The 22,257-nt window shown below is 54.4% G+C and carries 16 protein-coding genes; 3 read left to right on the forward strand and 13 right to left on the reverse strand.

Features of this window, described 5'->3' with window-relative positions:
* Positions 1-11 precede the first annotated feature (11 nt).
* Complete coding sequence (locus GOM71_RS08460) at positions 12-407, forward strand: winged helix-turn-helix transcriptional regulator (RefSeq protein WP_156279830.1); 396 nt, start codon at positions 12-14, stop codon at positions 405-407.
* Positions 408-686: 279 nt separating this feature from the next.
* Here the strand turns inward: GOM71_RS08460 and GOM71_RS08465 are convergent, their stop codons facing one another.
* The 13 genes from GOM71_RS08465 to GOM71_RS24395 form a co-directional block, all read right to left on the reverse strand.
* Positions 687-1,529, reverse strand: coding sequence for a sulfurtransferase (locus GOM71_RS08465; RefSeq protein WP_156279832.1), 843 nt, complete (start codon positions 1,527-1,529; stop codon positions 687-689).
* A gap of 234 nt (positions 1,530-1,763) precedes the next feature.
* Entirely contained in the window at positions 1,764-2,282 is a 519-nt protein-coding gene (locus GOM71_RS08470) for a hypothetical protein (RefSeq protein WP_156279834.1), read from the reverse strand.
* 388 nt (positions 2,283-2,670) lie between these two features.
* Positions 2,671-4,158 carry a P-loop ATPase, Sll1717 family gene (locus GOM71_RS08475; RefSeq protein WP_156279836.1) on the reverse strand — a complete coding sequence of 496 codons (1,488 nt, stop codon included), beginning with the start codon at positions 4,156-4,158 and terminating at the stop codon, positions 2,671-2,673.
* 270 nt (positions 4,159-4,428) lie between these two features.
* Positions 4,429-5,730, reverse strand: a complete 1,302-nt coding sequence (locus GOM71_RS08480) for a molybdopterin-dependent oxidoreductase (protein ID WP_156279838.1) — start codon at positions 5,728-5,730, stop codon at positions 4,429-4,431.
* Positions 5,731-5,864: 134 nt separating this feature from the next.
* Positions 5,865-6,611: a type I methionyl aminopeptidase gene (gene map / locus GOM71_RS08485; RefSeq protein ID WP_216651735.1), complete on the reverse strand. Its 747-nt coding sequence runs from the start codon at positions 6,609-6,611 to the stop codon at positions 5,865-5,867.
* Positions 6,612-6,834: 223 nt separating this feature from the next.
* A complete protein-coding gene (locus GOM71_RS08490) occupies positions 6,835-7,023 on the reverse strand; it encodes a hypothetical protein (RefSeq protein ID WP_156279840.1) in 189 nt (62 codons plus the stop codon).
* Between the two features lie 210 nt (positions 7,024-7,233).
* The gene (locus GOM71_RS08495) at positions 7,234-7,434 is read right to left on the reverse strand and encodes a hypothetical protein (RefSeq protein ID WP_156279842.1); all 201 of its coding nucleotides are present in this window, start codon (positions 7,432-7,434) and stop codon (positions 7,234-7,236) included.
* Between the two features lie 173 nt (positions 7,435-7,607).
* Positions 7,608-8,048: a PaaI family thioesterase gene (locus GOM71_RS08500; protein WP_367649527.1), complete on the reverse strand. Its 441-nt coding sequence runs from the start codon at positions 8,046-8,048 to the stop codon at positions 7,608-7,610.
* Between the two features lie 41 nt (positions 8,049-8,089).
* Positions 8,090-10,021, reverse strand: a complete 1,932-nt coding sequence (locus tag GOM71_RS08505) for a long-chain-fatty-acid--CoA ligase (RefSeq protein WP_156279846.1) — start codon at positions 10,019-10,021, stop codon at positions 8,090-8,092.
* A gap of 15 nt (positions 10,022-10,036) precedes the next feature.
* Positions 10,037-11,809 (reverse strand): acyl-CoA dehydrogenase family protein, encoded by a 1,773-nt coding sequence (locus tag GOM71_RS08510; RefSeq protein WP_156279848.1) that lies wholly within the window; start codon positions 11,807-11,809, stop codon positions 10,037-10,039.
* 1,499 nt (positions 11,810-13,308) lie between these two features.
* Positions 13,309-14,532, reverse strand: coding sequence for an acetyl-CoA C-acyltransferase (locus GOM71_RS08515; RefSeq protein ID WP_156279850.1), 1,224 nt, complete (start codon positions 14,530-14,532; stop codon positions 13,309-13,311).
* A 102-nt stretch (positions 14,533-14,634) separates the two neighbouring features.
* Complete coding sequence (locus GOM71_RS08520) at positions 14,635-17,016, reverse strand: 3-hydroxyacyl-CoA dehydrogenase/enoyl-CoA hydratase family protein (RefSeq protein WP_483311033.1); 2,382 nt, start codon at positions 17,014-17,016, stop codon at positions 14,635-14,637.
* A gap of 238 nt (positions 17,017-17,254) precedes the next feature.
* Complete coding sequence (locus tag GOM71_RS24395) at positions 17,255-19,735, reverse strand: (Fe-S)-binding protein (RefSeq protein WP_483311030.1); 2,481 nt, start codon at positions 19,733-19,735, stop codon at positions 17,255-17,257.
* A 271-nt stretch (positions 19,736-20,006) separates the two neighbouring features.
* Between GOM71_RS24395 and GOM71_RS08535 the strand changes: the two genes are divergently transcribed.
* Together GOM71_RS08535 and GOM71_RS08540 are read left to right on the forward strand one after the other, a co-directional pair.
* Positions 20,007-20,852 (forward strand): electron transfer flavoprotein subunit beta/FixA family protein, encoded by an 846-nt coding sequence (locus tag GOM71_RS08535; RefSeq protein WP_156280202.1) that lies wholly within the window; start codon positions 20,007-20,009, stop codon positions 20,850-20,852.
* A gap of 36 nt (positions 20,853-20,888) precedes the next feature.
* On the forward strand, positions 20,889-21,881 hold the full coding sequence (locus GOM71_RS08540) for an electron transfer flavoprotein subunit alpha/FixB family protein (protein ID WP_156279852.1): 993 nt from the start codon (positions 20,889-20,891) through the stop codon (positions 21,879-21,881).
* Positions 21,882-22,257: the final 376 nt, after the last annotated feature.

Here is a 22,257-nt window from a genome sequence, read left to right on the forward strand (position 1 = left end):
GAGTGAACAAGATGACATCTAATTGCAAAGTTGAAACTGCCTTAGAAATTCTGGTTGGCAAATGGAAGCCCGTTATCCTGTATCAACTATTTTCTAACGGCACGATGAGATTTAGTGAACTTCAAAAAGCGTTGCCGGATATCACCAAAAAGATGCTCACTATGCAGCTGAGGGAACTCGAATACCATGACATCGTGAACCGCAAAATCTTTCATCAAATCCCTCCCAAAGTCGAGTATTCCATTACGGATTATGGGCAGCGAATGACCCCGCTCCTGGAAGCAATGAACAACTGGGGCATGGCCCATATTGAGCATTTAAATGAGATATATGGTGAAAATGCGTCACCGAATGTTCCTGGTCAACTGGATTATGAAATGGCTCCTAAACAGGAAAAGACCCCATAGGGTTCGCTTAGATTAATCTTAAACACTAATTTATTCGATTCACAACTTGTTGATTCTATGTTGATTCAACTAGCAAAACTTAAAATTTGCTTACTTCAGCGGACAAAACAAACATATTCATTGTCTCGAATAGACTTCATTAAAAATACGCCTAACTCCTTTATTACTCTGTTACGTGCTTTCAACCTTGCTATAGACTCGGAACATAAAAAAATACATCCCTTGAGGCGTATCACACCTCAGGGAATGTATTCAAATCTTAAAACTGCTGTACGCCTCTCAGTTCTTACTTCTCTCCTGTGCAATCGGATTTCCCTCATAACTAATCCAATCACTCCAACTCCCCGCATACAGCCTTACTCTCGTGAATCCCGCTTCTTCCAGAGCAATAACATTCGGCGTAGCCGTAACGCCGGAGCCGCAGTACACGATCAGATCGCCGTTCTTGTCCAGATCGTTGAACCGCTCAGCTTGAGCGTCAACGTCTTTCCATGCGCCGGATTCCATCAGACCGTCTCTCCAGAAACGGTTGATCGCGCCCGGAATGTGGCCTGCAACGCGGTCGATCGGTTCGACCTCGCCGCGGTAGCGCGGCGCTTCGCGCGAATCGATGAGCGTCGTCCCCTCGCTGCCCAGCAGCTCCCTCACTTCGTCCATTTCAACAAGCATATTGTGCTGTACCGTTGCGATAAAAGCAGCAGTCAGTGGTTCCGCCTGCTCAGCCGTTACCGGCAGCCCCTGCTTCGCCCAAGCTGTGAAGCCCTTGTCCAATACATACACTTGCTCATGCCCCAAATATTTCAGCAGCCACCACAACCGCGAAGCCATCGCTCCGCCTTGATCGTCATAGGCAACCACAATGGAGTTATTGCTTATACCTGCCTGACCGAACGTCACCGTCGCCGCAAAAATATCCGGCAGCGGATGACGTCCGCCATGCTCCTCGACCTCGCCGGACAGATCTTTCTCTAAATCTAAATAGACAGCCCCAGGAATATGCGACTCTTCATAGGCTCTGCGTCCTGCCTCAGTATCGTCCAATCGAAAGCGGCAATCCGCAATGACGAGATTCGGCTCCCCCATTTTCTCCCTCAACCATTCCAACGACACAATGTTATTCATTACGACTCGCCTCTCTCGTTCATTTATGTATGAATGTCTTTCTTCTTAGCAGTTCTTTAGTCCATTATAAAACAAAAGCCGGGAAACTCTCCACTAAGGAGGCTCCCGGCTTGTCATTCTCCAATTATTTATAATCTTGAACTGCGGTAGTTCCTGTATGAATAACGTAATTAAAATAACCTCTGAACATGAATTCGTGTATGACTGATTATGAAATTATGTTGTTTTTAATTTTTATTCATCTCTTTCAGCCAGTGATTGATTTATCATTCCTAAATATGTAGCAAGAGGATTTTCGATTATTATTTGTGATGTGAATCGTATTGTGAAAATAACAATAAAAGTTATTGTAAACAAAACTAAGTATTTAATAGTATGGAATAAATCAATTGAATTCATATAATTGATATACAATGCTTGTCCTGCAAGCATTACAGCAATCAAAGGCAATATGTTATTAGAGATAAAGGAAGCTACTGTATGAATGGAATCATTAGTACTTTGCATGATAGTAATTCTAAATTTAAGATTTTCCAAACTTTTTGTATCTACACGCTGAAAGAAACTTCTATACACTTCATCACTAGCAGGAAGTTGATAAAAAAGGCCCTTTTGTGGAGTTATCGAAAAATCTTTTTTATAATCTTTGATGTGTTTATTTAAGTTTTTATGAATCCAGATAAATTTTCTCGATTCCAGTAGTACAATCCCAATAACCAAAATGCTAATAACACAGATGGCTGTTATAATCATTTTTATTTCCCCTTTGTGTATTTTTATGTAAATACGAAAGTTTTATAATTTTCGTTTCATAACATTGATTTTAAAATGCACTTATACCTTTGCAAGGATAAGACTTTTTAATAATATGCCAAGTAAACTTAGCTCGTTTGCGATTTCCGTAATTTCCTTAAGTTTCTTCGTCAAACCGACTCCATTAAGAAAGTATTATACTGTATGGATATTTTCTCATCTTCTTGAACAGAAGGTTCATCAGTGAAATTTATAGTATGCATCTATGTATCAATACTAAACACAAAAAAACAGAGCACGATAACTTTCATTGCGCTCTGTTTTTGGTTAAATATCACACCCTATTATTCAATTAAAATATCGTACATAGTTCGCGTCCTAAGTAAACCTAACCATCAATTAATTCTAGATACTCTTTAAATCCAGGGTGAACTTTATAATTGGCGGCCTTCGGATTAAACTTAATTTTAGGGTCTGTATAGCGGAAACAGTATGTGGACCCCCCATATCCACCGCCACCTGGCTTATAAAAACCAACAACACTAAATTCATATAGACGTTCTAATACAGTGCTTCCATTATCCGTAATATTTAATCGAGCTGCACAAGCTTCAAAGCTTTTTTCATAGTTGTCTAACGAGAACACTGTTTTGTGCATGTCTCGTAGAACTTCCATATAGTTATCAAAATCATTGTATTTTGCATTAACTTCGTCTTTCAATTCGGAGTATAGATAATCTGAATAATCTTTACGGCTATTATGTATATCTTTATTAATAATTAAATCTTCTTCTTTTGATGGATCTAAGCCTATTCTTTTTTTAGCCTCAGATAAGGATAAATTTAGAAACTTTATGACATCTCTAGGCCGTAAAAATGTCCTCTCAAAAATAAAGTTCCATTTCAATTGATTACTTCCGATATTAGGATTATCAAATATTTTATACCAATTTTCTTGAAATGAATCCTTAGATTCTTCTATATTTTCTTTAATCCTTTTGGCTACTAACTTTTTCAAACTTAAATTCGCATTTTCATTCTGATGATTCCAGTTTAAATATTCCACATGATTATCAGTAACTTTATTTTTATCTTGAAAATCCACTACCTCATAGATATCGCTACGTAAAAAAACATAGACCCCGGCATTTATCTCTTTATCTTGAAAATAGGAATTAATATTATATGCAGCTATTAATAGACCAATGATTCTCGTCAAGTATTTTTTATCTTTAGGGTCATAACTTAAATCTAACTCATCAAATAATAAAGAATACTTCTTCTCTTTTTTCATAAAAGGAAGTAGTGCTGCTAAAAGTTTTTTATTTACCTCTCCTATAGTACCTCCTAAATTCTTAGGCGCGTCTTTCCTAGAAATCGATCCAATGCCGTTACCCATTATTTGAGGAGAAAGCGTAAAATCCCAACTCTTAGGACTCATTGTTTCTTTATGTTCAAAATTACTTGATCCCCAACTCTTCTTTAACCATTTTCTAATTTTCTTTACTTTAAATTTCTGAAAAAAACTATATTGGTCAATATCCTTAACAATAAGCTTCGCCAACTCGACATATATCAGAAATTCCCATGAGTTAACATAACTTTCTCTCTCTGAGACATTATCATTTGCAAATTGATCATGGACTTTCCATGGGTAATCACGGAATAATAATGCAGAAGTCAGCTTATTAGTATCTGCTTTTGATAAAAATTTGTATAGTGCTGTTTTTCCTGAACCTTTCCTACCAATTATGATTCTTCTTTTTTCATTAGTAATACGCTTTAATGAATCTGACTGAATGAAGTACTCAAATAAACGATCATCATTCTCGGCATCAATCGCACCAAAATCTCCAATATTATCTATTAGTCCCATATGTTCCTCCAAAAAGTTATTATAACTATGTTATCATATATTTCTTTTTACTAGTGCAATAGTTACACAATGAAACTCCAATATCGTTCTACAATTTAATCCCCTCCTGTTTGCTACGAGGTTTATTCTATATAATTTCTGCCAACAGCAAGATTAATAGAAGCCGGCAAATCATAACAACCACACTGTTCATTCCCCCAATAATTCCACCGCCAAAAATCGCACCATTTCAACCTCACCTTCTCATCTCCACCTTCATCCCAACCCGCTCTACACCCAAGCATCATTCGCATAACCGCGCGCTTCCCAGTACCCGACATGCTCGCCTTCGATCAATTCAATCCGGCTCAGCCATTTAACGGATTTGTACGCATACATCTTCGGCACGATCAAGCGCACCGGACCGCCGAGCTCGTTCGGGATCGGTTTGCCGTCATGCAGGACCGCGACTATGACATCGTCCATATCGGCTTGCTCCAGTGTCAGCGTGTCGGTATAGACTTGGTCGCCCGAATAGAACTTCACCGTCTGCGCACCAGCCTGTACGCCAGCCTCCTTCAGCAGCTGCTTCAGCGGAATGCCTTCCCACGTATTGCTGTACACGGACCACCCCGTCACGCAGTGAAAATCGCTCACCTGCACGGTCCGATTTAATGCCACGAATTGCTCCCAATTCCACTTCATCGGCTTGTCGACCAGTCCGTCAATCGTGAAAGACCAATTGCTGTTGTCAAACGCCGGAATCGGCGTGACGGTGTAGATGCGGAAGTTGCCTTTCGCCCCTCCGCCAGTCGGCGGCAATGACGCAGGCAGCGGCTCCGGCGCTGGCAGAAGCCGGTTGCCGTCTCTGCTGACGATTTCGTCGATACTCTTGCCGCCCCCAAGGCTGGAGCCTAGAACGCCGCCCATCCACTGCAAAAAAGATGGCCCGACAATGACCGCCAGCCCCGCGCCGATCGACCACTTGATGACGGTTCTGCGCCCATAAACCGCCTGCGGCCCAGCCGCAGGATGCATTCCTGTATTCTCTACAGCGCCCTCGCCAGCTAAACCGCCAAAGTCCTGTCGCTCGCCCGCAGCCCGTCGCCCATCCTCGCCGCGAATCGTCCGCTTCGCAGGCTCTTTCAGCCACTTCGCCCGAGTGATGGAGTGATAGATGATGTAAGGCAGTCCAATCCATGTGAGCAAATCATGCGCAACAAGCGCCGTGTTCGACCATGCCGGACCGACGGCTCGATGCTGCCATAGCAGCATGCCGGACAAAAACCAGCCAACCAGCAGCCCCAGCACAACAAGCACGTTAAACCGCTGCCACGGCTTCTCTCGCAGCTGCTTCCAGTGCTTCCCTGCGAGCAGCAAGTAATATAGCACAGGCGCAATAGAAGCGATGCCAACGACGATATGCAGCCCTTTGAGCCATACGCGTCCTTCGCCAAGCACCCCGCGCCAAAAACCGCCCAGCAGCACGAGGCCGCTGACGGCAAGGATGACGACGATCCAGCCGTTCCACGCATGCAGTGTGATAAGCTTCTTGCCATAGCCTTTACGCAGCCTTGCCAGCCATCCCGACATTCGCCGCTCGCCTCTTTTCTTTCCAAGTCATTCATCTATTATCAGTATACCAAATTGTGCCTGCATATATGGCGAAAACCCCGCCGCCGGCGAGGTTCTCTTCTCGAATCGAATGCTTCTCTCCAGGCAGCCGTTTAACGGGTCAGCACAACCGGCCCCAATTCCGTAATAGCCACTGTATGTTCAAATTGCGCCGACATGGTGCCGTCGATCGTTCTGGCCGTCCAGCCGTCCGTGCCGATGTATACGTTTGCGTTGCCGATCGTCAGGATCGGTTCAATTGTAATAACCATGCCTTCTCTTAATCGCTCCCCGTGACCGGCGCGGCCCTTGGAATCGACCTGCGGCGGCTCATGCAGCAGCCTTCCGATGCCATGTCCGGTAAAGCTCGTAATAACGCGCAACCCGGCCTGCTCCGCGCACTGCTGAATCGCATGGCCGATGTCGCCCAGCCTGTTGCCCGGCTTCGCTTCGGCTATGCCGCGGTTTAATGCGAGCTTGGTCATTTTCAACAATCGGCCGGTCTCCCTGGAAGGGGTGCCGATTGCATAGGTCCATGCCGAATCGGCCTTCCAGCCGTCCACATCCGCGACCATATCGATAGTGACGATATCGCCCTGCGAAAGCGGTACCATGTCCGGAAAGCCGTGGCACACGACCTCGTTGACCGAGGCGCATATCGAATAGGGATACCCTTTGTATCCCTTTTGGGCAGGGTACGCTCCCCGCTCCAGCATGAAACGTTCGGCAAAACGGTCAATCTCGAGTGTTGTCACTCCGGGAGCGATTCGCTTGGCAATCGCTTTGTGGCAGGCAGCTACAATTTGCCCTGCTTTTCGAATAGACCGAATCTCGTCCTTGGACTTTAATTCCATCGCCATGTCAGGCATCCCCCCTATGAACACCCTATTCGAAGAACAGACCGAACATAACGTGTTACAGCGTCCAATTTATGAAAATTATGCGACAACATCCGCTACAATCGCTTACGGCTGGCGCCCCCTTGGCGTCAAAGCTCGTATTGCGTTGAAATGAATCGCCCTGAAAAAACAAAAAGGCTTTGCATCTGTCATCGACAGACACAAAGCCATTATTTTCTGCACATTATCCGACCGATGAGTTATGCTTCCCCATCTCGTCCTCGACCAACATCGTTAACTCATCTTCATATCCGCCCGTAATTCGGTATTTCCGAATGTAGTCCCGTACAAATTTGCGCGGGTCCTTAGGCTGAAAAATTCTCGTGAGTTCCTTCAGGCTTTCCTTGACTTCATTCTGGCTATGCTTTGCCATGAAATCTCCTCCCCTATACGTTGGATGGTCGTCCTAAACAACAAAATCCGAGAACGGATGCGGCGCTAACAACGCAAAACCCCCGATCGGTGCAGGCAACTCCATGGTGAATGAGTCACAATGTTTGCATTTTTCTTACTATTATAACATTATCGGGACGATTGTAAAAGTATTCAATTGACATTCATGCCCATATTAGTTCTATGGTCCCTATCTTCCTTGCCGCTCGTCGGAAGACCGATCTTCCTCCGGCGCTGTATGTCTAGACAACGGAGGCGGAATATCGATTGAAGAATGGGAGGAAGAAAGGCTTTTCTCCTTATTAAACATTCGCAAATAGGCAGTGACTCCAATAACAGCGACTATAATTCCAAATGCCAGCATCAGCATCGTAACCCAGCCGTCAACCATATTTCCGCCTCCTTTCCACTAGATATCAAGGTCAAAGTCACACTATATTTATCGGCAAATTCAAATCGCTTTTTCACACATTTATTAAAACGTCACATTTCCATATATAGGACAAATTATATCGAATTGGATGGTCGACAGCAAGCCGCCGCGACCGCCTCGCCGGCAAAATATTATCCCGTCCGGGTCACAATCCGGTAAGCTCCGCTCCCCCAGGCGATAAGCCGGCCTTCCTCGTTCGTCACGCTGGCCTGCAGCGTAATCGTCCGTCCGATCCGATGCATGATGGAGCCTTCGCAATAAAGCGTCCCTTTCTTAGTATTTTCCAAAAAGTGCGTATTCATGTTAGCTGTCACCGTTTTTTGATCGCGATAGGCCAGCATGACGGCAAGCCCCATCGCATTGTCGATTAACGACATCAGCACGCCGCCATGAACGATGCCGAGCAGGTTCAAATGACGCTGTTCCGCTTTCAAGCTAATGACCGCTTTTTGCCCATCCGCTCGAACGACTTCGCAGCCCAGATCGCCCCAGAACGTTTGCTGCGCCTGCTCCCCGAGACCGGCTATAAAGCTGGACGCATCATCCCATTGACGATCGCCTTCAAAAGACACGCGCAATCACAACCTTTCCTTGCCTATCGAGCCGGACTCAATCAGTTCTTGCCATCCTCGGCTTCCTCTGCCGCGATCTCTTCCAGCAGCTTGCGGCGCAGCACCTTTCCGATCATCGTTTTCGGCAAGCTGTCCCTGAATTCGTACAAGCGAGGCACTTTAAAAGCGGCCAGCCGTTCTCTGCACCAGGCGTCGAGTTCTTCTTCGGTAACGTCCAAGCCTTCTTTTCGCACGATAAAAGCTTTCACCGTCTCGCCCCTGTAAGGGTCCTTGACGCCAACGGCGGCGGCCTCCATGACAGCCGGATGCTCGAACAGCGCCTCCTCCACCTCGCGAGGGTAAATGTTGAAGCCGCCGGCAATGATGACATCCTTCATCCGATCGACGATTGTAAAATAGCCCTCCTCATCCATCGAGGCGAGATCGCCCGTATGCAGCCAGCCGTTCCTGAGCGTATGCGCCGATTCCTCAAGGTGATTCCAATAGCCCGGCATCACCTGCGGTCCTCTCAGCACAAGCTCTCCAACCTCCCCCGCTGGCAGAAAATGTCCCTCAGCGTCGACGATCGCTGCTTCCGTATCCGGGAGCGGCAAGCCGATCGTGCCGATTTTGCGCTTATCCCAGATCGGATTGGCATGCGTGACCGGCGACGCCTCTGTCAGCCCAAAGCCTTCGATCAAGCGGCCTCTGGTCAACGCCTCGAATTGATCCTGTACCTCGAGCGGCAGCGCCGCCGATCCGCTGATGCACATTTCAATAGAGGAAAGATCCTTTTGGCTCGCATTTTTATGATTGATCAGTGCGATGTACATCGTAGGCGCTCCCGGAAAAATCGTCGGCTTCAGCTTCGCGATCGTCTCCAGCACCGTCGCTGTCTCAAATCTTGGCAGCAGGATGAGCGTACCCGCTATTAGAACGGACATATTCATTAATACCGTTAATCCAAACACGTGGAATAGAGGCAAAGCCGCCAGAAACCGTTCTTTGCCGTCTTCGATTTTATAGCACCATGCCGATGTCTGCATGCAGTTGGCGACTAAATTGCGATGGGTCAGCATCACCCCTTTCGGCGTTCCGGTCGTACCGCCCGTATATTGCAGCAGCGCAAGATCGTCAGCTTCCGTCGCTGAAACGACAGGCAGGCTGGAGCTTCCCGCCAGCAGGCGGCGGTAAGCGATCACGCCGTGACGGCCGTACGGAATGTCCGCGCGGAACCCTTCCCGGCGTTGTTTGATCGGGTAAAGCAAGTTTTTCGGAAACGGCAGGCCGTCTTTAATAGAGGTGACAATGACGTGGCGCAAATCCGGCAGCGGCCCCGTCTCCGGATGCTCGCCGCGAACGCGAGCCAGCCTGTTGTAGAGCAAGTCGACCGTAATGATCGCGACGGCGCCGCTGTCGGACAGCTGATGCTTCAGCTCCCGTTCCACGTACAGCGGGTTGGTCTGGACGACGACAGCTCCGATAAGCAGGACGGCGAAGTACGAAGCAACCGCCTGCGGACAGTTCGGCAGCATGATCGCGACCCTGTCGCCCTTGGCGATGCCGAGGGATATGAGCCCGTTCGCAATGCGGCACGATTCTTGGTAAAGCGCCCGGTAGCTTAACGATTTGCCGAGAAAATATACCGCCTCATGGTTCGGGTATTTGTCGGCGGCTCGAATTAGGAAATGAGCGATGTTATGGCTCGGGTATTCGAGCGACGACGGAACCTGTTCTGGGTAGCTGCCGAGCCACGGCCTTGGAACGGCGTAATCGCGGTCGGAAATATGCGGCCTCGGCGGCGGCACCGACGCTTCGGGTTCGGGTTCCTGCGGTTCCTGCGGTTCCGATATAGACGAATCGATTGCTTCTAATGGCTGCGCGGACTCGGTATTTTCCTGTTGTAGCGGTATGGCCTGTTCATCGGGTGCGGATGCGGTCGGCTCCTGCCGATCCTCGGGTACAAGCGGACGTTCCTTATTGAACGGATCCATAAAGCGTTCCCCCTCCTACACAATGTATTGCTCCCCGCGAATGACGCGCGCTGCGATGCTCCGCTTTTTCGCCACCGTATCGGCAATTGGCGCCCGCATCAGTTTTTTCAGCACAGAAAGCTGCATTTGCAGGCCGTCGCCCCGCTCCAGCGCAGCGAGCGCGCCCTTGGCGATCGACTCAATCCGATCTAGCGCTTCCTGCACGAACACTTCCGTCATTTCAATCGCGTTGTCGGCGGAGCCGATTGCCGTAAGCTTTTGCGATCGCAGAAGCGCACTCTCTGCGGCAAAAATTTGAATCATAATGTCCGCAAGCGCGCAAAGCGTCTCTTGCTCCTGCTCGATTCGCGTTCCGAGCTTTTGCACGGCCAGTCCGCCAACGGCGAGGAACGCTTTTTTCGCTTGCGAGATGCGGTAGGCTTCCTTCGCAAGCGGCTCGTCGAACGACGGCACCGGCATCGGCTGAAGGAGCTCGGCTTGGAGCGCCTGCGCTTTTTGGAGCAGCGGGAGCTCGCCTTTTAAAGCTTTTTTGAGCAGCGTGCCTGGAATGAGCATCCGGTTAATTTCATTCGTCCCTTCAAAAATCCGGTTAATCCGCGAATCGCGGTATATCCGCTCTACCTTGTATTCACGGATGTAGCCGTAGCCGCCGTGAATTTGCACCCCCTCATCCGCAACGTAATCGAGCGTTTCCGAGGCGAACACCTTGACCATCGAGCATTCGATCGCGTACTCGCTGATCGCCTTCGCGGCAAGCGCGCCAGCGTCCGGGGCATCCGCTTCCGCATCGGTCGTACGAAGCATGCCGTCGATCCAGCCCGCTGTCCGGTACACCATGCTCTCCAGCACGAAGGTGCGGATGTTCATATCGGCGAGCTTCGCTCCAATGAGCGGGTATGAGGAAATGGCGCGGCCGAACTGCTTGCGCGTATTGGCATATTTAGCAGCAAGGCCGATCGTCTCTTTGGCGCCGCCGACGCAGCCTGCGCCGAGCTTGAACCGTCCGATGTTGAGAATGTTGAAGGCGATCTGATGGCCTTTGCCGACTTGCCCAAGCACATTCTCGACCGGAACGGCGACGTCCTCGAAATAAAGCGGGCAGGTCGACGAGCCTTTGATCCCCATTTTGTGCTCCTCGGGACCAATGCTGAAGCCAGGCATCGAGCGTTCCACGATAAACGCGGAGAAAGCTTCCCCGTCCACCTTCGCATACACGATAAAAACATCCGCAAAACCGGCGTTCGTAATATACAGCTTCGAACCGTTCAGCACATAATGCTTGCCGTCCTCAGACAGTTTTGCCGTCGTTTTGGCGCCTAGCGCATCGGAGCCGGAGGCCGGTTCCGTAAGGCAGTAGGCGGCGATCAGTTCGCCGGTCGCCAGCTTCGGCAAGTAGCGCCGCTTCTGCTCCGGCGTGCCGAAAAAGACGATCGGCAGCGTACCGATGCCGGTATGCGCGCCGACCGACAGGGCGAACGAGGATGCCCGCGCCAGCGTTTCGGAGAGCAGCGTCGTGCTCACCTTGTCGAGGCCAAGGCCGCCGTAGGCCTCCGGCACATCGGCGCCGAGCAGGCCGAGCTCGCCCGCCTGACGCATTAGTTTGACGGTCAAGTCATAGTCCAGACCTTCGATTTTCTCGTCATTCGGAGCAATTTCTCCTTCGACAAACTCCTCCGCCACGCGCGCCATCATTCGTTGCTCCTCCGTGAAATCCTCCGGAGTCACCGTTGCCGACGGCAGTGCGTCCTCCACGACAAACCGGCCGCCAAATCGAATTTTATCCGTCATGCCGCTTGTCTCCCTTCCCGTTCGCCAACATCTCGCTAAAGCTCATAGCCCAGCTCCTCCGTCAGCGTTACTTGATATGCGAAATTAGTAACCCAAGCGCGAACCTGCGGCTCGATTTCCTCGCATGCTGCTTCGCGCCTCGCCGCTGCAGCCTGAGCGAACTAACCTTGCTTTCCGACAACCTGCTCCTACTCGCCTCGCCGTTGTTCGCTTAGCGAACTGACCTTGCTTCCCGGCTCCACGCTGCCTTCGCGCCTCGCCGCTGTACGGTTAGCTTAGCGAACCCGCCTCGCTATTTAGCGAACTGAATTTCGCTATTCGCGCCATTTAGCAGCTCGCTGCGTTCAATAGCGAACTAATTTTCGCTGTACGGGAACGCAGTTTCTCTAATTGCGAAGTTCCCTTCGCTATGAGTGCAGCACTGCATTCCGAAGCTTCAATTAGCGATTTTAGATTCGTTATATTGCGAATCTGCTTCGCTAATTGCCAATTCCACAAACAAATTAGTTAGTCCGCCAACCTGCCACGTTATCGCCGCGATCGACTGTTTTGCTGCTAGACTGCTACTCTGTTCAACAATCCTCGACTAACTATCCGCAAGACTGCCGCTAAACTCAAACTTGGCAATTAACCTCTACTAGCCTTGCTGCACGGCTCGACAAAGCCTTTCTCTTGGCTCCACGCTGCCTTCGCCCTCCCTCCGCCGCTGCACGGTTAGCGAACCCGCCTCGCTATTTAGCGAACTGAATTTCGCTATTCGCGCCATTCAGCAGCTCGCTGCGTTCAATAGCGAACTAATTTTCGCTGTTCGGGAACGCAGTTTCTCTAATTGCGAAGTTCCCTTCGCTATGAGTGCAGCACTGCATTCCGAGGCTTCAATTAGCGAATTTAGATTCGTTATATTGCGAATCTGCTTCGCTAATTGCCAAATCCACAAACAAGTTAGTTAGTTCGCCAACCTGCCACGTTATCGCCGCGATCGACTGCTTTGCTGCTAGACTGCTACTCTGTTCAACAATCATCGACTAACTATCCGCAAGACTGCCGCTAAACTCAAACTTGGCAATTAACCTCTACTAGCCTTGCTGCACGGCTCGACAAAGCCTTTCTCCTGGCTCCACGCTGCCTTCGCCCTCCCTCCGCCGCTGCACGGTTAGCGAACCCGCCTCGCTATTTAGCGAACTGAATTTCGCTATTCGCGCCATTCAGCAGCTCGCTGCGTTCAATAGCGAACTAATTTTCGCTGTTCGGGAACGCAGTTTCTCTAATTGCGAAGTTCCCTTCGCTATGAGTGCAGCACTGCATTCCGAGGCTTCAATTAGCGAATTTAGATTCGTTATATTGCGAATCTGCTTCGCTAATTGCCAATTCCACAAACAAATTAGTTAGTCCGCCAACCTGCCACGTTACCGCCGCGATCGACTGTTCTGCTGCTAGACTGCTACTCTGTTCAACAATCATCAACTAACTATCTGCCGAACTGCCACGCCAACTAACGCTTACGGCTCGTTTCCATAGACCTCGAACAAACCTGCCGCGCCCATCCCGCCGCCAACGCACATCGTCACGATGCCCAATCCGCCGCCGCGCCGCCTTAGCTCGTGAATCAGCGATACGGACAGCTTCGCGCCGGTACAGCCGAGCGGATGCCCAAGCGCGATAGCGCCTCCGTTCACATTCACTTTGTCCGGGTCAATGCCAAGCTGTTCGATAATCGGCACGCATTGAGCCGCGAACGCCTCGTTGATTTCGAACAGATCGATCTCGCCCAGCTCGACGCCCGTTTTGGCAAGCAACTTCGGCACCGCTTCAATCGGGCCGATGCCCATGACCTCGGGAGCGACGCCTGCGACGCTGAAACCTCTAAACGCAGCGAGCGGCTGTAGCCCAAGCTGCTTGGCGCGGGCGCGGCTCATGACGATGACCGCCGCCGCCCCGTCGCTCATTTGCGACGCGTTGCCCGCCGTTACCGTACCTTCGCGGGCGAAGGACGGCTTGAGCGGCGCCAGCGTCTCCGGCGACGTCTCCGGACGGACGCCCTCGTCCGTATCAAAAGCGATCGTGCTCTCGTACGGTCGTCCGGCTTCGTTAACGCCGGAACGCCGCGCCGCGATCGGCACGATCTCTTCCTTGAAGCGGCCGGACTGAATCGCGTCCGCCGCCTTGCGATGGCTCGCAGCCGCAAATGCATCCTGGGCGGCGCGGCTCACGTTATAGCGGCGGGCCACCTCCTCGGCGGTGTGGCCCATGCCCATGTACACTTCCGGCATCGTATCGGCGATGCCCGGATGCGGAGCGAGCTTGAAGCCGGACATCGGCACATGGCTCATGCTCTCTACGCCGCCGGCGGCAATGGCTTCCGCTTCGCCGAGCTTGATGCGCTCGGCCGCGTACGCGATTGCCTGCAAGCCGGAGGCGCAAAAACGGTTGACTGTGACGGCCGGAGTCGTCACCGGGAAACCGGAATACAGCGCGATAACACGCGCCATATTAAGCCCCTGCTCGCCTTCGGGCATCGCGCAGCCGATAATGACATCCTCGACTTCCTCCGCTGTCAGTCCCGGCGCCCGTTCCAGCGCGGCGATCAGCACCGCTCTCCCCATGTCCTCGGCGCGAGTGTCGGCAAGGCTGCCTTTTTTCGCTTTGCCGACCGCCGTCCGCACCGCCGATACGATGACCGCGTCGCGGTCATCGTCGCTAAATCGTTTATCCGCCGTCCCCATCGGCTCACCTCCCTAATAATCGAATCTGCTGTATACAGCTGCTGACTGCAGTCTGCTAACCCGCCAGCCAGCACACCAGCACGCCAACACGCCAGCACGCCGCTAATTCCGCAACGGCTTTCCGGTCGCGAGCATGTGGCTCATCCGGTCCTGCGTTTTGCGTTCTCCGCACAGGCTCAGGAACGCTTCAACTTCCAGATCGAGCAAATATTGCTCGCTCACCTCGGCTCCCGGCGCGGCGTTGCCTCCCGCCATCACATGCGCCAGCTTGGCGCCGATCAGCGCGTCATGCTTGCTCACTTGGCCGCTCAGCCGCAAGCTCTGCACGCCAAGCTGCAGCACCGCTCTGCCTTCGCGGCCGGCGACGCGGACGCGCTTCTCCTGCGGCGGTGCGTAGCCCGCCCGGTCCAGCTCAAGCACAGCCCGCTTCGCCTCGGCAATCCGCGCATCCTGCCGCGCAATAACCCGGTCCTGCGGGCGTTTCAGCCCGATGCGGCCGACATCGAAGCCGCTTGAGGATGTTTTTGCAAGCGCTACCGTTTCGAATAGCGCATTTAAATGCGGCTGAATATCGCCGCCAGCCGCCCGTTCGGCCGCCAGCACCGCCGCTTCCTTGGAGCCCCCGCCCGCCGGAATGAGGCCAACCCCCGTCTCCACCAGCCCAAAATACGTCTCCGGCGAATAAATAATCTGATCCGCCGGCAGGCAAGCTTCAACGCCGCCGCCAAGCGTCATCCGGTGAGGCGCGGCGACAATCGGCCGGTCAAGCCGCTTCAAGCTGAGCATGCTGGACTGGAACAGGCGGATTATATCCTCCACCTCTTCCCATTCGCCGCTTTGCGCCTCCATCAGCAGCAGCATCAGATTGGCCCCTACACAGAAGTTGCGTCCTTCGTTCGCAATGACCAGCCCTCGCCAATTGCGGCTCACTTCCTCAGCGCTCTGCCTGATCGCCGTCAAAATATCGCCGCCGATCGCATTGTTCGGCGAATGAAATTCAAGGCACACGACATCGTCTCCAATGTCGATCAGACTAGCGCCGGACGTTCGCAGCACCGTGCGGTTGCCGGTTTTTTTTAACGCCGCTAATGAAATCTCGTCCGCCGACACGCGTTCCTTCTCATATAGCCCCGTCGCAACCGACGCGTAGAAACGTATCGGTTCCTCTCCAGCGTCCGCGCCCGCCGCGCGGTAAAAGCTCTCATTACCGGCTTCAAGCCACTGCAGCACCCACGCTGGCACCTCCTCGCTCTCGCTTTGCATGCGCTCGACGGACGAACGCAGCCCAATCGCATCCCACAGCTCGAACGGGCCAAGCTCCCAGTTGAAGCCCCATTTCATCGCACGGTCGATTTCGACTAACGAATCGGCGATCTCTCCGTTCAGCTTGGCGGAATAGAGCAGCGTGCGCTTGATCGTCTCCCAGGCAAAGAGCGAGTACCGGCTTCCCGGCTCGGCCGCAAGCAGCGCCTTCACTTTGCCGGCAGCCCCTTTTGCCGCTTTCGCCGCATCGATCACAGTCGAACTGATCTGCCTCCTTGGCGCATAAGACAACGTCTCCAGGTCGAGCGACTCGATGTCGCTCCCTCCGCCCTCGCGCTTCACCTTGCGGAAAAAGCCGCTGCCGCTTTTTTCCCCAAGCCGTCCCGAGGCAACGAGCTGCTCCAGAATAAGCGGCCGCGCAAAAGCCGCCTTCTCCGCCGGATCATCGCTCCGCTCCCGTACATTGTCCAGCACATGCAGCAGCGTATCGAGCCCGACGAGATCAAGCATCCGGAACGTCGCCGTTTTCGGTCGGCCCATCGCAGGCCCGGTCAGCGCGTCCGCCTCCTCCACCGTCAGACCATGGCGTTGAACTGCCTCCAGCGTGACGACCATACCGTACGTCCCGATCCGGTTGGCGATAAAATTCGGCGTATCCTTGGCGAGCACTACGCCTTTGCCCAACCTTTTCTCGCACAGCTCCGTCAGCTTCGCGACAATCGCCGGATCGGTATCCGCTGTCGGAACGACCTCCACCAGCTTCATATAGCGCGGAGGATTGAAGAAATGCGTAGCCGCAAAATGCCGCCGGAACGCCTCGCTCCTCCCCTCGGCCATCGCCGCCACCGACAGCCCCGACGTGTTGGTCGTGACGATCGTCCCCGGCGACCATACCGACTCGATCCGCTCCAGCAGCTCCCGCTTCACGTCGAGCCGCTCGACGACGACCTCGACAATCCAATCGACGCCCGCCAGTTCTTGCAGCTGATCCTCTACATTGCCGACCGTAATCCGTTCGGCAAACGACGGATCGTACAGCGCTGCGGGCTGCGCCTTGATCAAACGCTGAAGCGCCGTTTGCGCCAGCCGATTGCGCACCTGCGTATGGTGGAGCGTCAGCCCGATCCGCTCTTCCTCTGCGGTTAATGAAGGCGGAATAATGTCGAGCAGCAGCACTCGCATGCCCGCATTCGCAAGATGCGCGGCAATTCCCGCCCCCATCACGCCGGAACCGATAACCGCAGCGCGGCGAACCGCGTCCGCACGATTGTTCGACAAATGCATCAACCCCTTTTTTTTCGCTATAAAAGCGTGGTTGCCCTCATGACTCCCGCATAGCCCGCCTTCTCGCCGGTTTCCCCACTTCATTGGGTGCTCCATACGACCCTGCGAGTGTCTTATCCCTTATCCCCTATCCCTTATCCCATACTCGCACAGCCCCGACTCATGAACTCCGCCGTCAGCTCCCGTCCGCCTGCTCCGATCCGAACACGCTGGCCGCCAGCAGCTCCGCCACATCCCGCGCCGCCACCCGCTCATCCGCATTCAGCGATTTGAGGCCGTCCTCCATCATCGTCAGGCAGTACGGGCATGCCGAGCCGATAACGGACGGCTTCACTTCCAGAGCTTGCGACGTTCGCGCCGCATTCACCCGCACGCCGCTCTGCTCCTCCATCCACATCAGTCCGCCGCCCGCCCCGCAGCACATGCCGTTCGCGCGAGAACGCTCCATTTCTTTCAACTGCACGCCTGGAATAGCGCGAAGCACCTCCCGGGGAGCATCGTATACGCCGTTATAGCGCCCCAAGTAGCAGGAGTCGTGATAGGTGACGCGTTCCCGCAGCGGATAGAGCGGCTTTAGCCGTCCTTCTTCCAACAGCCGTGCCAGCAGCTCCGTATGATGCTCGACGACAACGTCCGGCGCTAATCCGAAATCGGGATAGTCTTTCTTGAAGGCGTTGTACGTATGCGGACATACAGTGACGATGCGGGTAACGCCGTACTTCTCGATCGTCCCGATGTTCTCGCGGCACAGCTCTTGAAAAAGCAGCTCGTTGCCAATGCGTCTCGCCGTATCGCCCGAGCTGCGCTCTTCCAATCCAAGCGTCGCGAACGAGACGCCCGCGCGTTCGAGCAGCCGTACGACATCGTACAGCACGCGCCGGCTGCGCGTATCGTACGCTCCCATCGAGCCCGCCCACAACAAAAGCTCCGGAGCGTGCGGCTCTGCGACCGCAGCCGACGCCCCATTGCCGCTTGCTCCCGCTGCCGCTTTCGTTGCCATTGCCGTTTCCAGTCCGCTCCGTGCTCCTGACGCCCGCTTTGCCGCCGTTTTTCGCAGCTCCTGCATCGTCGGCACGCGAATGCCGGTCTTGCTCTCGCAATCTTCAATCCAAGCGGCCCGCTCCCCGCGCGGCAGCCCCCACGGGTTGCTTTGGCGTTCGATATTTTGCAGCGCGCGCTGCCCGTCGGTCGGAAGCCGTCCTTCCATCAGCACGAGATAGCGGCGCATGTCGATGATTTTGTCGACATGCTCGTTGCCGACAGGGCATACCTCCTCGCAATTGCGGCAGGTCGTGCACGACCACAATTCCTCCTCGGTCATCACGTCGCCGATCAATTGCGCCTCCGTTGCGTCCGCCGCTTCCCTCACGCTCCACGCCTGCGCTTGCGCCGCCATCGTCGGCGCGATAGAGGTCATGCTTCCTTCGAAGCCCTCCTCCCATGCCGGCAGCGCCGCCCCCATCACATGCGCGCCTGCGAGGCGGCCTCCCATCGAACGCGGAATCCACGGCGACTTCGACGTAATCGCGGCTCCTTTTTCCGTCAAATGGTCGCGAAGCTTTACCATAAGATGCATCGGCGACAGCAGCTTGCCGGTATTCGATGCGGGACACACATTCGTGCAGCGGCCGCATTCCACACATGCGTACAGATCGACTAACTGCTTCTGCGAAAAATGCTCGACCGCCCCGGCGCCGAACGATTCGGCTTCCTCGTCCTCCAAATTAAGCGGCGCCAGCGTGCCGACCGGAGAGCGGCGGCGAAGCCACAAATTCGCCGGTCCCGTCAGCAGATGAAAATGCTTCGACTGCGGCACGTACACAAGGAAAGAAAGCAGCACGGCCAAATGCAGCCACCAGAACAGCTCGTAGCCGATATCCGCAGCCAAGCCGCCAAGCGGAACGCCAATTGCGCGCAGCCCCTCCGCCATCGCCGCCGACACGGGAGCGAATCGCTCGGGAACGCTGTCGCTGCTGTGCGCCAACCGTTCGAAAGCGAGCGTAAACAGTACGCTCAGCATCAGCGTGCCGATGAACCAGAGGACGAGCGACGGCTTCCAGCCTCGTTTGAGCCTGGGCAGCCGTTCCAGATAGCGCCTGTACGCGCCGTACAGCACGGCAAGCAGCACCAGCGATACGGCGATCTCCTGACTAAGCGCGAAGCCATTGTAGTACGGGAACGGAATAGGGCTTCCGCTCAAGCTTTTCCAGATGAGATCCGCTGCGCCGAATTGAAGCACAATAAAGCCGTAAAAATAAATCAAGTGCATCATGCCGCTCCGCAAATCGTGAAGCAGCTTGCGGTGGCCGAACATCTGGGCGGCAAAAGACGGCCTTTTCGCCTCGGACTGCATCGGAGGCGGCGCAGCAGACGGCTTCGCAGGCGGAATTCGGCTTTCCGAGCCTGCCTGCGCCCATCCTCCCCTCTCCAGCCGTTCCTGCCGAGCAGCCTCCTGCTGCGAGTCCTCTCCCGGTTTTTCCTTCGTCCTGCCCGGCAGCCAGTCGAACCGGGCGGGCCTGCCGAGCCTTATGTACCCGATCCGTCTGATTATTACTGCTGCAAATGCATATCCGGCGAGCAGCACCGCTGCCGCAAAGCCCGCCCAGCGCGCCGCTTCTGCACCGTGCTCCACCAGCCATTCAAGAGCTGCCGCCATGCGCTTCGCCCCCTTCCGTCCCTCACCTTTGGACAAGCTTTAAAGCGCTTTCAAAAAAAATAGACGCGGTGCTCCAAGTATATGAACCGAGTCACGCGAACATGCCGCGCCATGAGAGCTGGAAAGCGGTCTATTTGCCGTTTTTTGCACATATCGTAGCACTGATGGAAGTAAGGTTAGCCGAGCTTCGGCTATGTCCGAGGCTGGCAGCGCAGGAGTGTATGAACCATGCTTGTAAAGCTGCTTGTTAAGAGAGGGGTTCAGAGGCATGCTGAATATTGTTGTTCTATTGAAGCAAACCTTCGATACAGAGGAAAAGATTATCGTTACGCCGGCAGGCGCCGTATCGGGCGAAGGCGCGAAGCTCGTCATCAACCCTTATGACGAATACGCTTTAGAGGAAGCGCTGCGCCAGCGCGAGCTGCACGGCGGACAAGTGCGCGTCGTCACGGTCGGTTCCGAACGGTCGGAGGAAGCGCTGCGCACAGCGCTTGCAATGGGCGCGGACGAAGCGATCCGATTGGACAGCGGAGGTCACGGCGCGCTTGCGGAAGGTGACAGCTTCACCGTTGCGGCCGCGCTTACAGAAGCGATCACCCCTTTAGCTCCGGACCTTGTGCTTGCGGGGCTGTTTGCCGTCGACACCGGCTCGGGCAGCGTCGCGCTGCAAGTGGCGCAGCGGCTTGGGCTGCCGCATGCGACGGCAGCGGTGAAGCTCGATATCGCGAGCACGGCGGATGCCGCTGCGTCGGGAGCTATCGCTGCCGCTTCGGCCGGAACGGCTTCACGCTTTGCCATTGTGGAACGCGATGTGGAAGGTGATACAGAGACGATTGCCATTCCGCTCCCTGCGCTCATTACGGCGCAGCAAGGGCTCAATGAGCCGCGCTATCCTTCCCTGCCGGGAATTATGAAAGCGAAGAAAAAACCGCTCGTGCGGATCGACACCGATGAGTTCGGCGCGGAATGGCAAGCCGCCGCAGCCGCGCGGACGGCTCGGACGGCATTGTATCCGCCCTTGCCGCGAGCGGCGGGAACGCGCCTTGCAGGCGGCGCCGCCGAGCAAGCGGCGGAGCTGGCGCGTCTGCTGCAGTCGGCGGTTAAGCTGCAGCCTTGACCCTCATTCCACTGCCTGAGAGGAGAGATCGCTAACATGGCTAGAACAATATTGGTTTTCGCTGAATGCAGAGCAGGAAAGCTGCGCCGCGTCGCGCTCGAAGCGCTGGGCGCGGCGCGGCTTCTGGCAGGCGATGACGGCGCGGTGCACGCCGTTATCGCCTGCTCCGGCGGCGCGGCCGAAGAGGCGGCCGCGCTGGCCGCGCGCGGGGCGGACGTCGTGCATATCGCCGACGATCCGGCCCTGCGCGACTACGCGCCCGAGGCGTACATCGCCGCCATAAGCGCAGCTATTGAGGCAGTGCGGCCGGACGCCGTGCTGCTCGGCCACACCGCTGCGGGGCGCGAGCTCGCGCCCCGGCTGGCCGCGGCCGGCGGCGCTGGCCACATCGCCGACGTTACCGCCATCGAGCTCGATGCCGATGGCGGCGCCGTCTTTACCCGCCCGCTCTACGCCGGCAAGGCGTTCGAGCGGCGCAGCTTTGCCCCGGGCGGCGGCGCGTGGATCATCACGCTGCGCCCGAACAACCTGCCTCCGGCCGAGGCTGCGGACAGCGGCGACCGCCAAGGCGCCGTGCAGCCGCTGCCCTTCGCGGTCCCGGCGCTGTACACCGCCGTGCGCTCGCTCGTGCGCCGTGCCGGCGGCCAGCTTGACCTCGCCGAGGCCGACGTCGTCGTCTCCGGCGGCAGAGGCGTGCGCAGCGCAGCGGGCTTTGAGCCGCTGCAAGCGCTCGCCGGCGTGCTCGGCGGCGCGGTCGGCGCCTCGCGCGGCGCATGCGACGCCGGCTATTGCGGTTATGCCCTGCAAATCGGGCAAACCGGCAAAGTCGTGACGCCGCAGCTCTATATCGCCTGCGGCATCAGCGGCGCGATTCAGCATCTGGCCGGCATGAGCCAGTCGCGGGTCATCGTCGCGATCAACAAAGACCCGGACGCCCCGATCTTCGGCGTCGCCGACTACGGCATCGTCGGCGACCTGTTCGAGGTCGTCCCGCTGCTCACCTCCGAGCTGCAGCGCACGCTTGCTTAGCCGTTTTTTACGAGGTTAACTTTCAATCCCGCTAACCTTCAGCTCGACTAACTATAAAAGCTCCTTAACGGTCAGTTGCGATAATGCAACGACCGCTTCGGAGCTTTTTTGCTTTCAAGAACACACTATATACCCAACTCTTGTATGATCATATTCGCTATTGTTTTTACTTCATCGTCTATCGTCTCTATCTCGTCATGTTTATTGTATCTCTCATTTCTTTATCCCCCATTAGTCTAAGAAGGCAATTTCGGACAGCGAGAGCACTAGCTCCTCCTGCCGAAATTGCCTATTCTTTTAACCAAACCCGCCACCATTTTCCTATAGAAACGTCCTCTCTGTTCTGATATCTTCTACTAATGGCACTACTTAAAAT

Origin of the sequence: Paenibacillus sp. NEAU-GSW1, assembly GCF_009737085.1 — a bacterium.
GTDB lineage: Bacteria > Bacillota > Bacilli > Paenibacillales > Paenibacillaceae > Pristimantibacillus.